The 13,845-nt window shown below is 53.8% G+C and carries 12 protein-coding genes; 8 read left to right on the top strand and 4 right to left on the bottom strand.

Annotated elements, in window-relative coordinates; translation table 11 throughout:
* Nucleotides 1-82 precede the first annotated feature (82 nt).
* From ftsE to RSX24_RS23325, 5 genes are all read left to right on the top strand, one after another.
* Nucleotides 83-769, top strand: coding sequence for a cell division ATP-binding protein FtsE (ftsE, locus tag RSX24_RS23345; RefSeq protein ID WP_236420891.1), 687 nt, complete (start codon nt 83-85; stop codon nt 767-769).
* The gene (gene ftsX / locus RSX24_RS23340; protein ID WP_236420890.1) at nt 759-1,676 is read left to right on the top strand and encodes a permease-like cell division protein FtsX; all 918 of its coding nucleotides are present in this window, start codon (nt 759-761) and stop codon (nt 1,674-1,676) included. Before ftsE ends, ftsX begins: the two co-directional genes overlap by 11 nt.
* 191 nt (nt 1,677-1,867) lie before the next feature.
* The gene (locus RSX24_RS23335) at nt 1,868-3,151 is read left to right on the top strand and encodes a murein hydrolase activator EnvC family protein (protein ID WP_343261932.1); all 1,284 of its coding nucleotides are present in this window, start codon (nt 1,868-1,870) and stop codon (nt 3,149-3,151) included.
* A 141-nt stretch (nt 3,152-3,292) separates the two neighbouring features.
* Entirely contained in the window at nt 3,293-4,771 is a 1,479-nt protein-coding gene (locus RSX24_RS23330) for a S41 family peptidase (protein ID WP_339274870.1), read from the top strand.
* Between the two features lie 182 nt (nt 4,772-4,953).
* On the top strand, nt 4,954-6,288 hold the full coding sequence (locus tag RSX24_RS23325; RefSeq protein WP_343261931.1) for a PDZ domain-containing protein: 1,335 nt from the start codon (nt 4,954-4,956) through the stop codon (nt 6,286-6,288).
* 132 nt (nt 6,289-6,420) lie between these two features.
* Here RSX24_RS23325 and RSX24_RS23320 read toward each other — a convergent pair whose 3' ends face one another.
* Both RSX24_RS23320 and RSX24_RS23315 read right to left on the bottom strand, forming a co-directional pair.
* A complete protein-coding gene (locus RSX24_RS23320; RefSeq protein ID WP_236420886.1) occupies nt 6,421-7,083 on the bottom strand; it encodes a response regulator in 663 nt (220 codons plus the stop codon).
* A 16-nt stretch (nt 7,084-7,099) separates the two neighbouring features.
* Nucleotides 7,100-8,389, bottom strand: a complete 1,290-nt coding sequence (locus RSX24_RS23315; RefSeq protein ID WP_343261930.1) for a sensor histidine kinase — start codon at nt 8,387-8,389, stop codon at nt 7,100-7,102.
* Between the two features lie 222 nt (nt 8,390-8,611).
* Here RSX24_RS23315 and RSX24_RS23310 point away from each other — a divergent pair, with 222 nt between their 5' ends.
* From RSX24_RS23310 to RSX24_RS23300, 3 genes are read left to right on the top strand one after another with little or no spacing between them, the layout of a single operon-like run.
* Nucleotides 8,612-9,547 (top strand): ABC transporter ATP-binding protein, encoded by a 936-nt coding sequence (locus RSX24_RS23310; RefSeq protein WP_290371498.1) that lies wholly within the window; start codon nt 8,612-8,614, stop codon nt 9,545-9,547.
* Between the two features lie 11 nt (nt 9,548-9,558).
* The gene (locus tag RSX24_RS23305; protein WP_343261929.1) at nt 9,559-10,749 is read left to right on the top strand and encodes an ABC transporter permease; all 1,191 of its coding nucleotides are present in this window, start codon (nt 9,559-9,561) and stop codon (nt 10,747-10,749) included.
* Nucleotides 10,742-11,938, top strand: a complete 1,197-nt coding sequence (locus RSX24_RS23300; protein WP_343261928.1) for an ABC transporter permease — start codon at nt 10,742-10,744, stop codon at nt 11,936-11,938. Before RSX24_RS23305 ends, RSX24_RS23300 begins: the two co-directional genes overlap by 8 nt.
* 147 nt (nt 11,939-12,085) lie before the next feature.
* Here RSX24_RS23300 and RSX24_RS23295 read toward each other — a convergent pair whose 3' ends face one another.
* Together RSX24_RS23295 and RSX24_RS23290 are read right to left on the bottom strand one after the other, a co-directional pair.
* On the bottom strand, nt 12,086-12,907 hold the full coding sequence (locus tag RSX24_RS23295; RefSeq protein ID WP_343261927.1) for a flagellar motor protein MotB: 822 nt from the start codon (nt 12,905-12,907) through the stop codon (nt 12,086-12,088).
* A complete protein-coding gene (locus tag RSX24_RS23290) occupies nt 12,891-13,688 on the bottom strand; it encodes a flagellar motor protein (RefSeq protein WP_236420881.1) in 798 nt (265 codons plus the stop codon). The genes RSX24_RS23295 and RSX24_RS23290 overlap by 17 nt, the downstream gene beginning before the upstream one ends.
* Nucleotides 13,689-13,845 lie beyond the last annotated feature (157 nt).

The raw sequence follows: 13,845 nt of genomic DNA, 5'->3' as shown, positions 1-13,845 counted from the left end.
ATGAAATTCAGTCTTTTTTAAAGGAAATGACGGTATGATGTCGAAAGTATAATGGCTAACTATGCGAGCAGGAAGTGATGATGTGATTGAAATGCAGGACGTGTGGAAGACCTATCCCAATGGTACCCACGCATTACAAGGGGTGTCGGTGAAGATCGACCGCAACGAATTCGTTTATATTGTCGGGCCGTCCGGGGCGGGTAAATCGACATTTATGAAATTGATGTACCGGGAAGAAATTCCGACCAAAGGACAGATCTCCATCAACGGATTTAATATCGGCAAGCTGAAGCCGCGCAAAATCCCTTACGTACGCCGCAATATCGGCGTTATTTTTCAGGATTTCCGGCTGCTGCCGAAAATGACCGCGTATGAGAACGTAGCCTTTGCGATGGAAGTCATCGAGGCGCCAAAGCGCCATATCAAGAAACGGGTACTGGAAGTGCTCGACCTCGTCGGTTTGAAAGGAAAAGCGAATCGCGAGCCTTCCCAACTGTCGGGCGGGGAACAGCAGCGCATCGCGATTGCGCGAGCCATCGTGAACAATCCGTCCGTCATTATCGCGGACGAGCCTACGGGCAACCTTGATCCGGAGACGTCGTGGGGCATCATGCAGCTGCTGGACGAGATCAATTTCCGGGGAACGACGATCGTGATGGCGACCCACAACAAGGATATCGTCAACACGATGCGCAAACGGGTTATCGCCATTGAGCGCGGTCAAATCGTGCGCGACCAGATGAGAGGGGAGTACGGTTATGAATTTTAGCACTCTCGTGCGCCATTTGCGGGAGGGGTTCAAAAACGTATTCCGTAATGGCTGGATGTCGGTGGCCTCAATCATGTCGATTATTGTCTCGCTGCTTATTTTGGGCGTGTTCATGCTGCTGGTGCTCAACGTGAATTCCATGGCGAATCAAGTGGACAGCCAGGTGCAGATCAGCACCTTCCTTGAGCTCAACGTGGACGAGCAGATGCGCAATACGCTGGAGCAGGAGATCAGCGCCATGCCTGAAGTGAAGGAAATCCGCTTCGTTTCGAAGGAGGAAGGGCTGAAGGAATTCCGCGAACGGCTCGGCGATAGCGCAGACAACGTGCTTGACGGTTTTGACGTGGACAACAATCCGCTGCCGGAGACGATCGAAGTCGAGGTCATCGAACCGGAAACCGTCACTTTTGTGGCGCAAAAAATCGAAGCCCTCAATGAGAAGCATCCGGAAAAACCGATCATGAAAGTGAACTACGGCAAAGAAACGGTAGAAGTCCTCTTTAAGTTTACGAAGCTTGTGCGCAACATCGGCTTTATTTTTGTCGGCGGGCTGGGTCTGATGTCCATGTTCCTGATCTCGAATACGATTCGCGTAACGATTCTGGCCCGTCGCCGGGAGATTGGCATCATGAAGCTGGTCGGTGCCACGAACACGTTCATCCGCTGGCCTTTCTTCATTGAAGGGGCATTGATCGGTCTGATCGGCTCGGTCGTTACGGTAGCGGTGCTATTCTTTGGGTACAGCCGCCTGATGGCGACCATTTCCCAGGATATGTTCATGCAGATGCTCAATTTGATCCCGCTCGGGGATATTTGGTTCCTTATGGGTACATTGCTTGTGGTTTTGGGTGTGCTCGTAGGTATTTTGGGAAGCACGTTGTCCATCCGCAAGTCGCTTCAAGTGTAAGCTGCGGACGGCGCGAATGATTGGAAATTGCGAATTTTGTCGAAATCGAATGGCAAAGCAGGTTCACTAACGGACCCTGTTTGACGATATGTACATTGACGGAGTCTTTTAGATGAAGAAAGCAGGAACATGCTGTTCACCACCTGTGCAGGTTGCTTTCTCGTGAATTCATAGGATGGGGGATCACCATTTTGAAAAAAACAGCTTCGCTGCTGGCCTTATCGTTATTGGCCGGTTTGACCTTTCAAGCTTCTGACGGATATGCGCAAAGCATCAGCGATATTGACAAGCAGATTCAGCAGTTGGAGAGCAAAGCGGCTGCCGCCAAAAAAGAGCAGCAAAAAGCCGCTGCCAACAAGCAGAAGGCCCAACACTACAAAAACAAAACCAATGCATACCTGAAGATCGTCATGGAGCAGATCAACGTGGTCAGCGACGAACTGACGAACGTTACCCTGGAGATCGAAAATACGGAAGAAGATCTCCGAACCACGAAAAAGGAGCTTAAGGCTGCAGAAGAGCGCATCGTTTCCCGCCAAAAATTGCTCGAGTCGCGGGTGCGCCTGATGTACACGGACGGTGCCGTTTCGTATCTGGACGTTCTGCTGTCCTCCACGAGTTTTTCGGATTTCCTGACGCGTGCGGATTCTCTGAAAACGATTGTGGACCAAGATCAACATCTGCTCGATGAGCACAAAAAAGACAAACAGCTTGTCGTGGAAAAAAAGGCGGATTTGGACAAGCAGTATGCTGAAGCCAAGAGCCTGTACGCACAGAAAAAGCAGCGCAAAGCGCAGCTGGACCAGAAAGAGAAGGAGAAGCAGGTGCTTCTCGCCTCTTATGATGCTAAAATTGAAGAGTCGGAAGAGGCAACGCAGGAGCAGGAGACCATGCTGCTGCAAATCGCCAGCAAACGTTCCGCATTGTTGCAGGAGAAAAACAAGCTGCGCGAACAACAAGCCGCAGCCGCGGCCAAAGCAAAGGCCTTGGCAGCAGCCAAGGCGAAAGCCAAAGCTGCAGCCGCAGCCTCTGCGAAGACAACGACCAAGGTAAGTTCAGACGGAGGTTCCTCGTACAGTTCCGGCAGCGGCATCTTCTCCAAACCCGTCTCCGGAGGATATGTCTCCTCGCCGTTTGGACGCCGCACGCATCCGATTACGGGCGAAGTGGGCAAGATGCACAACGGCGTTGACTTCGCCGTGCCGATCGGTACGAGCGTACATGCCGCATCCGACGGCATCGTCATCGTGGCCGAATGGATGAACGGATACGGAAACACGGTCATCGTGGACCATGGCGGCGGCTTGTGGACGCTGTACGGCCACTTGAACAGCATCAGCGTGAGCAAAGGTGACAACGTATCCCGCGGAGACAAAATCGCGGAATCGGGCAATACCGGCAACTCGACCGGTCCTCACCTTCATTTTGAGGTACGGGACAACGATAACCCTGTCAATCCGATGAACTACTTGTAGAGACGGCATCTGCCCGGGAATGGAAAGATCATAATCCGTACAAGCTAGACATATACTAAGCTGGCATGTTCAGGGAAGCAATATGCAGAAGGAGCCGGCTGTGAGAGAGACTCCTTCGAAAACAAAGGCGGTGGCAAACGGATGATGAAGAAAAGATCGGCGCTGCTGCTGGTTATTCTGGGCCTCCTCGGGGGAAGCCTGTTAACCATGGTGTTGATGACGTATCCCGGCATTGCGGCCAGAACCACCCCAGGTGAAGGCTTGCTGGCGAGCGTAACGGGCAGCACGCAGCAGAAGAACGATTTGAAGAAGATTCAAACCGCGATGGATTTGATCTCGAACAACTATTATAAAGACGTGGATCGAACCAAACTGATCGACGGGGCGATCAACGGCATGATGGAATCTCTCGGCGACCCGTACTCCAACTACATGGCCCAGGAAACGGCGGCCCAGTTTGAAGAGTCCATCGAAGGCTCGTTTACGGGCATCGGGGCCGAAGTATCTTCGCAAGACGGCAACGTTGTCGTCGTGTCCCCGATCAAAGGTTCGCCGGCCGAAAAAGCGGGCATTCGCGCCAAAGACATTATCCTCTCCGTTAACGGTGAATCCCTGCAAGGGTTGGAACTGAACAAAGCCGTTAACAAAATCAGAGGGCCAAAAGGCAGCGAAGCCAAGATCCAGGTGAAACGCGCCGGTTCGACGGAGGCCATCGAATTCACGATCGTGCGCGATGACATCGACATGGAGACCGTTTATGCCCACATGGAGGACAACGGCGTCGGGGTTATCTCGATTACGCAATTCTCGATGAATACGGGCGAACGCTTCAAGGAAGAGCTCGCGAAGCTGGAGAAGCAGAACATGAAAGGCTTGATCATCGACGTGCGCAATGACCCGGGCGGCGTACTGCAAGTCGTGATCGACATTGCCGAGCAGTTTGTTCCAAAAGGCAAGGTCATCGTGCAGGTCGAGGACAAAAACGGCAAGCGCGAACAAAGCAAGTCTAACGGTCCATCCAAAGTAAAGCCGTATCCGATTACGGTTCTCATGAACAAAGGAAGCGCGAGCGCGTCGGAAATTTTGGCCGGTGCATTGAAACAATCCGCAGGCGCAACGCTCGTCGGCGAAAATTCCTTCGGTAAAGGTACGGTTCAGACGAGTTATGACAAACAGATGGGCGATGGAAGCCTGCTGAAAATCACCATAGCGAAATGGCTGACGCCGAACGGCGACTGGATTCACGAGAAAGGCATCAAGCCGGATATTGCGGTTAACCAGCCGGACTACTTCTCGGTGGCGCCGATCAACAAAGAAAAATTGCCTTTGAAATTCGACAGCAACAGCACGGATGTGAAGAGTGCACAGACGATGTTGAGAGGACTTGACTTCAAACCGGATCGCGTGGACGGTTACTACGACCAGAAGACCGAGGAAGCGGTCAAGGCGTTCCAGAAGCAGAAAGGCATTCAGGCAACCGGACAGATTGATCAGGCGACTGCTGAATCGCTCGAGGCAGCTTTGATCGAGCGCATTGCGAATCCTCAATATGATGCACAGCTGAAACGCGCGCTTGAAAATATCTCGAAGGAGATTTCGACTGCCGTGTCGAAGCCATAAAGAAGGCTGATTTCAGCCTTCTTTTTTTCTGGGATGTCTCCGCCTCCATTATACGGCCCTTCAGCGAAAACGAAGGTTTCGATGAACGCCGCTAAACATCTGCCAGAGCGTGTTGCCTGTCTTTCTTTGAATGCGCAGGGCTGTTTTTCCAACGGGATGCAAGAGAGGAGTGATCATTCATCATGGAATGGGCTTGGCCATGGCTGGCTGCGATCGGAGAAGCAATGCTGCAAATGATCGTTCAGCCGTTTTATTACATAGGAATCATTTTGGTTGCGCTCATGTATCAACGCCAATTGCTGCAGGAACGCAAATTGTTTCACGTCCGCTTGCAAAGTTCAATGATCCAGACGATCCGATCCGTATTGGGTGGATTCATGATTGGTATCATCGTGTCCTTATTGTCTTTGTTCATCGGTTCGCATTTCACATGGGGCAGTCTCGTTTGGCTCTGGGGGGCAGCGTTATTTCTGGCGTTGTTCCGGGTACGGTATTTGTGCATCGCGTACGCGGCAGGTTTGCTGGGCGTGCTGCAATTCGGGTTGAATCTGGCGCCGGGCTGGCAGCCTTCAGGCTGGCTGGGCAGTGCCATGGATACGCTGCGGGCATTGGACATGCCTGCCCTGCTGGTGCTTGCCGCCCTGCTGCATTTGGGCGAGGCGATGCTCGTGCGCATGCAAGGCGTGGCGTTGTCTTCCCCGCTGCTGTTCGAAGGCAAACGAGGGAAATTGGTGGGAGGTTATCAGCTTCACCATCTGTGGCCGATCCCCCTTCTTATTTTGGTTCCGGTTGGGGGAAGCGGCGCTGAGCTTGCATGGTCGCCATTGCTGTACGGGGGAGGCGCTTATGCGCTGATGGCGCTGCCGGTGCTGATCGGCTTTAGCGAAGTCACGCAGAGCATGCTCCCTGAACAGAAGGCCCGGCTTTCTTCCAAACGTTTGATGTATTACGGGGCAGGATTGCTGGTTCTGGCTGTCCTGGCGGCATGGTGGTCGCCGCTTGTCTTGGTAGCCGCCCTTGCGGCCTTTGCTGGACATGAATTTCTGGTCTGGTACAGCGGGTATGAGGAAAACATGAGCAGTCCTGCATTCGTTCATCCCGAACACGGTTTGAAGGTGCTGGGCGTCATTCCGGACAGCCCTGCAGAAGAGCTGGGTATTGAAGTCGGCGAGACGGTTTACAAGGCCAATGGCGTTTTGGTGCATTCCCCGGAGGAGCTGCATCGCTCGCTGCGCATGAACCCGGCTTTTTGCAAACTGGAGGTACGTAATCGGCAGGGAGAGAGCAAGTTTCTGCAGCGGGCCATTTATGAAGGGGAGCATCATCAGCTCGGCGTGATCTTCGCACCCAACAATGAAGAGACGTGGGCCATTCGAATGCGTCCGGCCAATCTCGTTCATTTGGCGACCCTTAAGCTGTTTGCCCGGCGGAAGGACCTGCGCGAGGCCCGTGCGCCGCTGGCGCTTGAGGCACCGCCTGCAGTCCCTGCAGGGGAGCAAAAGTCGGCCGAAATGTGATGCTTGCGCTGCGATTCAAGAAGCGCTGCGTTGATGTTTGAACGGGATAGGCGTTGAAAGAAAAAAGGGTATTCCGCTCCTGAGGGTCAGGTGTGGAATACCTTTTTTAATTGGAGCCGGAACGATACCTTCTCATGTTTTGAGCATAAAGATGGCGATTTGCGTACGGTCTCGCAAGTTCAACTTGCCGAGAATGTCGGTAACGTAATTTTTGACCGTACCCTCGCTCAGGAACAGCTTGGCCGCGATCTCCTTGTTGGAAAGTCCCTCGGAAATGGCTTCCGCCACGGCCTGTTCCATACGCGTGAGACCGAAGGATTCGACCTTCTCATGCGCCGGAGGGGAAGCCGCTGGACGCAGGAGTCCCGCCAGTTTGCGGGCGATATCCGGGTGAATGAGCATGTCACCGCGATGCACGGTTTTGATGCCTTCGATAATACGGTCAGGCGGCACGTTTTTGAGCAAATATCCGCTGGCCCCATGCTGCAATGCTTTGATGATGTATTCGTCATCGTCGAATGTGGTTAGCATCAATACTTTCACTGAGGGGGAGGCCTGTTTGATTAGCCGCGTACCTTCAACGCCGTCACATTCCGGCATTCGAATGTCCATCAGCACGACGTCAGCCTCGTTTCCCGCTTGAAGCAGCGCCATGGCTTCCTTACCATTGGAGGCGGTTCCGATCACGTTAATGGCAGGGTCCAGGCCGATCAATACGTTGAGGCTTTCGCGAATGAATGCATCGTCATCAACGAGGATAAGGCGGATGGGCGGGTTCTGGGTGTTTTCTTGCACGGGGTCACTTCCTTCTTCAGATCATGTCAGCTTTGCGGGCGATAGGCAGGCGGGTGATTACGGTATACGGATATGCCGGCTGGATTTCCAGTTCGCCGCCTACAAGCTCTGTGCGAACGCGCATCCCTTCTACGCCAAGTCCGGTGCTGGCAAGCGTTGTTTTGCCATTCGGGCCGGAGGGGGATGGCGGCGCCTTTTCGAGCGATGAATCCTCGCGCTGCAGGTTGTCGGATTGCGGACATATGCCTGCGTGGCCGTCATTGCTGACAACCATGCATATCTCATGCGCCGAATAGTGCAGTTCAATATCGATACTGCCGGCCTTCCCATGCCTCAGCGCATTGGTCAGGGCCTCTTTGGCGTTTTTGTACAATACGATCTGCAAGCTTGGATAGAGCGGCACCACTTCACCCGTGACGCGGTAAACGGTTTTCACGCCGGTTTCACGCCCAACATCTTCAAGCAGCCGATCCAGTGCATAAGCCTCGGTCAAATGGGTGGCAGGACGAAGTTTATGAAGCGTGGAACGCATATCGTCCATCGTGGCAGACAACTGGTCGCGGATCTGTTTCACCATCTCCAAACCTTGCTCGGGCTTGGCCGGCAACGTGACGATGGCTGCTTCGGACATCATTTTGGCTCGAATCAGACGATGGCCGATATCGTCGTGCAGTTGTCTGGAGATGCGGGTCCGTTCCTCTGCCTGGGCGGCATCCTCCAATTGTTTTGCGAACGCAAGCAGTTGTGCCCGCGCATCCTGCAGTTCGTAATGCTTTTTGCGGAGGGCGTCATATACCTGTTCCAGCTGTTCGCGGCTGCTCGCGGTTTTTGAACCTTGCCAGGAAAGGGTTGCCGTAATAAGCAGCATCAAGTTGCAGATGATTCGTCCCGCCGCTTCGTCCAGAAAGGCATCGCTCGTCCCGGTGTGGATGGCATGCAGCCAGGGCGACAACGCACCGGGAGCGTAGTGAAAGTACAGGGCAGCATTGGTGGCCAGAAGTTGCAGTCCCAGCATCAACCAGCGTTGGTTTTTCTCCAGAGTATACATATATACGTACAGCACCGATAGTGAAATAAGGATCATCCAGGGGCCGTATATGGCGATGAGCCAGCAGGTCCAGAGCATTTCCGCGAAAAGAAGCAGAGGTCTCCAGGTACGCATGTCCGTGAAATCTCTCCATACCGCAATGCCAAGCCCGATAAGAATATTCAGCGTATAGGCTCCTTCATCGTGGAGGGGGAGCTTCAGCATGTACAGCAGCGCGGGGATCATGATCAAACCGTATTGCAGGGCACGTATCGGCATAAGGCAGCGTCATCCTTTTATACAAAAATGGGTTAAACCACAGGCAGGCTTTGCCGAATTCGTTTCTCTGCCATTATACCATAGGACGTTTTGGGTTCAGGAGATGACTTAAGTCACCTTCGTTTCATGACCTTTCGTACCTCCAATCCAGCCTATTGTTCGTTATGATACTACTATAAGGACCGGACGCGACAAGCCGGAGACAAGAGGAGCGTGTGATGCATGGGCATACTCGAAATCGAAAACGTAGTTAAACGGTATGGCAGCAAGCTGTCCGTAGACCATCTGAATCTGAGCATCGGAAAGGGCGAAATCTTCGGATTGCTCGGTCCGAACGGGGCAGGGAAAAGCACAACCATCAGCATGATTGCCGGGCTGCTCAAAATAGACCAGGGGGATATCCGGCTGGACGGCATATCTGTCAAAGAAAAGCCGCTAGAAGTCAAACGCAGACTTGGGCTCGTGCCGCAGGACCTGGCGTTGTACGAATCGATGAGCGCGGCTGAAAACGTCACTTTTTTTGCTCGCCTGTACGGCTTGCGGGGCCATCTGCTCAAGGAACGGGTGCAGGAGTCGCTGGAATTCGTCGGCCTGCAGGACAAAGCAAAAGATGCTCCGTCCACGTTTTCCGGTGGAATGAAGCGCAGGCTTAACATTGCTTGTGCCATTATGCACCGACCGGATGTCATTATTATGGACGAACCTACGGTAGGAATCGATCCGCAATCGCGGAACCACATACTGGAGTCGGTACGAACGTTGAACGATATGGGGTCGACCGTTATATATACCAGTCACTACATGGAGGAAGTGGCGGCGATCAGCGACAGGGTGGCCATTATGGACCAGGGGCATGTCATTGCGTGCGGGACCGAGGCTGAGCTGAGGGAACGGGTGGCTTCCGAGGAAAAAATCGTGCTGGCCACGTCCGGCATCACGGACGCTGCCGTGGAAGAGATCAGGCTTCATCCCCGCGTGCACGCGGTGGAATGCGCAGGCCATGAACTCGTCATCACGCTGCCTTCGGCACAGCAGGATTTGCAGGATATGCTGTTCATTTGCAGCAAACACGATATTTCCATTCAGTCGCTGAAGGTGGAAGAGCCGAGCTTAGAAACGCTGTTCCTCCATCTCACCGGACGCACGCTGCGGGACTAGGAGGGGAACAGATGATAAAAGTATGGCATATTTGCATCTTTGAACTGCAGCGCATTTTACGCATGCGCTCGGTGCTTATCAATCTGTTCATCTTGCCGTTGCTGCTGATTTTCATTCTGGGCGCGGCTCTCTCGGGTACGATGGGTTCGGAAGAAGTTGATCATATCGATCCGGTGCGCGTAGGCTTGGTCCTGCACGAACCGGACGGCACGATCAGCCAGGCGCTGAATGCTTTTGTGGCCACTCCGGCAGTGGCTGGCATGGTCAAACCACGGTCCATGGCCACCCAAGAGGCAGCCGTTCGTGCACTTCGGGACGGGGAACTCGATTTTGCGATAGTCGTTCCTGCCGGTTTGGAAAAGCTCGCCACGCAGGGGGAACAGGCCACAATGACTTGGATTCCGGGAAAAGATAGCGTGAAGAACGCCCTGGGGGAAACCGTATTTTCCCGATTTGCGGACGAATTGAACCGGCAGGCGGCCGTCGCCAAAGTGCTTGGACCGGATGCGGCGGCTGCATCAGTCAACCGGCAGCAAGCCGGGGATCATTCGGGACAGACCCCCACTGTAGAGGTCAGCCATCCGGGAAATGGCGGCGGCACATACAGCGCCTCCCAATATTATGCGGCATCCATGCTGGCGATGTTTATGCTGTATTCGGGCATGACTGCCATTAACAGCATTTCCGGAGAGAAGAGCCGGAACACCTTGCTTCGTTTGCAGGCAGCTCCCCTCCGCAGCTCTGAAATCTTTGCGGGCAAAATCGCCGGAAGCAGCCTGCTTGCGTTCATGCAGGGCATGGTCATCGTGCTGATGACGTATTGGCTGTATGACGTGAATTGGGGAATGCACCCTATGCTGGTCGTCCTCGTGTGTTTGCTGATTACGGTGGCATCGATGGTGCTCGGCGTCATTTTATCCGCATTGTTCAAAAGCGCCCCCGCAGCCAATGCCGCCCTGCAGACCGTCATTATTGCGATGACGTTTGTGAGCGGAGGATTTACCCCGATTCCCGTGGAGTTCGTACAGCGAATAAGCGAATTTACCGTCAATCATTGGGCCCTTCAAAGCTTTCTGGCCATGATGCTGAACGCTCCCATACAGGAAATCCTGCACAATATCACGATGCTTGGCACGGTGTGCGCGGTGCTGTTGGCAGCCGCAGTATTGATCTATGGAAAGGCGGGTGGCCGTCATGAATAGTCTGAATATCGCCTGGTTAATGATTCGGCGCACGTTGGGACGCAAGAGAGGCATACTCTCGTATCTTCTGCTTCCTTGTGTCGTGGTAACGGCAGCCGTTGCCCTTTTGGGGAACGACGACAACATGCGGGAAGTGATTCCTTATGTCAACGAGGATCAAGGTGCTGCAGGCGCTGCGATGATTCAAGAGCTTTCGCTGAAGTCGGAGTATGTGCTCCAGCCGATGGACAGCGAGGCAGAGGTACAGGAAAAGATCCAGTCGCAGAAAGGAAGCATAGGGCTGGTTATTCCGTCCCGATACACCGAGCGTTTGCTGGCCGGGGAACCGGCTTCGGTTCGGTTGACCGAACTGAAGGTCACGGAAGGTTCATACGCGTTCAAAGCGGCCGTCGAAGGATTGGATGAGGGATTCCGCCAGTCCGCTGCTGCGGTAAGGCAGGCTGCGTTAAACGATGCGAACGGAGCGGCCGGTTCGAGCGTAACTCTTTCTTCTTCCGAGATGGATGGGAAATTCGAACAGCTGCTTGCGGAAACGGGGAAACACCGCATTTCCGGGGAGACGACAGAACTTCGCATTTATCCAAAGCCGGGATTGAACAACGTCACGGGATTTACGATCATGTTCATGATGGGATTGGTCAGCAGTGCGGTGACCGTCATTATGGAGGACCGCAGGCAGCGGACGATGGCGCGTGTATACACGGCGCCGGTGCGCGCACACGAGATTGCCATCGGCAATTTTTTGGGCAGCATGGCGATCGGACTGGTACAGATCGTGCTCGTTCTCGCGATCAGCCGCTGGGTATTGCATTATGATGCGGGAATTCCGTTCGGCACCCATGTGCTTATTCTTGGGGCATTTATGCTGGTAGCCATGGGGATCGCCAGTACGGTTGCCGGATTGGTTCGCAAATCACAAAACGTGGGCATGCTGAATTCCTTGATTATTACGCCGACATGCATGCTTGGCGGATGTTTCTGGCCGTTGTCCATCATGCCGGACTATATGCAGAAGATCGCGAATGTTGTGCCCCAGAAATGGACGATCCAGGCCGTGGAAACGATCTCGGCAGGGGGAACGTTGTCCGACATCCGAATGCCGCTTCTGATTTTGGGAATCATGGCCCTTATTTTGCTGACCGTCGGTTCTGCCATTCTTCGTCCCACCCAAACGGGGGAAGATGCTTAAAGAGGTTTGGAGCCAAGGGCGCACTATGGGTCATGTGTGGTGTATTTTCTAAAAAAAGCACGGTCCGCTCGTCTGTCGAACGGATCGTGCTTAATATTTTTTTGGCAGATATGCGGGGGATTGGGTTGAACAAGAAGCATGGCTGGATCAAGGCTGAAGCTGGCGCAATACGGTAATTTCCACGCGCCGGTTTTTTTGCCGTCCCGCGGCGGTGGCGTTGTCGGCGGCAGGACGCGTATCCGCGTAACCCGCATATTGGAAGTGATCGGGATCCAGTTTTTTTTCATCCAGGAAAAACCTCAGTACCGACAAAGCGCGTTCCCCCGAAAGCTGCCAATTGTCTTCATACGGCGATTTGACTCCGATCGGCACATTGTCCGTGTGCCCTTCGATGCTGATCGTCATGCTCAGGTCTTGGAACAGGCTGGCAAGCTTGCCCAGCGTTGGCGCGGCTCCGCTTTTGAGCGCGGCCTGGCCTTGATCGAAGAGAAAGCGGTCGCTTAACGTGATGGAAATGCCTTGGGGCTTATCCGCGACGAAAATTTGTTCGCCAAGATTGTTTTCGTTGATGTATTGGGTAATGACGTCGTACAGGTTCTGCAATTCCTGCTCCTGAGCCCTGAATTGTTCTTCCCGCTCGGTAAGCGGTGTTTCCTCGGAATCGGCTGGCGACTGCTGCCCTTCCCCGTTTCCTTCGCCCTCCGTCGACGGCGGTGGATTCTTCGTAATGGCTTGTCCCGCGGTTCCGCCCAGGCCTTCTCCTTGTTCCAGCAGGGAACGGGATTCACTGAACGTGCTCTGCAGCGATTGGGTTACGACCGTATACTTGCTCGTGTCCAGATTGCTCATGGCGTACATGATGACGAAGAATATCAGCAAAAGGGTAATCAGGTCGGCATAGGTAATCATCCACCGATCCCGATGATCGGCAGACATGCGTTTTCCCCGCCGCCTACTGCGCCGGCTCATCCAACCCCTCCTTCAACGTAGTGCGGGTGACCTGGCGATGGGCAAGGGTGAAAGATTCCAGCCTTTTGCGTACCAGCATCGGGTTCTCTCCGGCCTGAATGGCAAGCACGCCTTCAAGCAGGACCTCCATGGTCTGGATCTCTTCCGCGCTGCGGGACCTGATTTTGGAGGCGATAGGCAAAAAGATCAAGTTCGCGCTGGCTACGCCATACAAGGTTGCGGTGAAAGCAACGGCAATGGCCGGACCCAGTCCGGTTGGATCCGTAAGGCTGCCCAGGACCTGGATCAGACCCATAACGGTGCCGATGATACCCATGGTAGGGGCATATCCTCCGGCAGATTCGAATATCTTGGCATAGCCTTCATGCTTCTGCTCGACGGCATCGATCTCCAGTTCCATGATCTGGCGAACGACGTCCCGGTCGGTGCCGTCCACAACCATCTGAATGCCGTCTTTCAGAAATTGGTTCGGATGTTCCATGACTTTGCGCTCCAGTGCGAGCACCCCTGATCGACGGGCGAGCGTAGACATGTCCACGAGTTCGTCGACCCATTGCTTCGATTCGTCGCCGCCTCGCCCGAAAGCCATGCGCAGCGCGGCAGGAATCGTTCGCAGCCGATGTACAGGGAAGCTGGCGGCCACGGCGGCGATCGTACCGCCGAAAACGATCAATGCAGCCGTTTTTTGCAAAAGTCCGGATAGCTGGCCCCCTTCCCACAGAAATCCGCTGATAACTGCGGCAATCCCGGCAATGATACCGATAAGTGTCGCAATATCCATAAAATAACCCACTCCTGTCTTCACTTCGTGTTTGCATCGCTTGCATCAACAGGGTATAATTGAACGGGAACAAATATTCCTATTGATATAAGTTTTCCCATATCAAAATTCGGGGAACTTCGACAATATATAGTGACTATTATTTTAGACGATAGGG

The organism is Paenibacillus hubeiensis (genome assembly GCF_032334105.1).
GTDB lineage: Bacteria > Bacillota > Bacilli > Paenibacillales > Paenibacillaceae > Paenibacillus > Paenibacillus hubeiensis.
The sequence above is the reverse complement of the archived record's forward strand: the minus strand, read 5'-3'. Positions and strand labels throughout refer to the sequence as shown.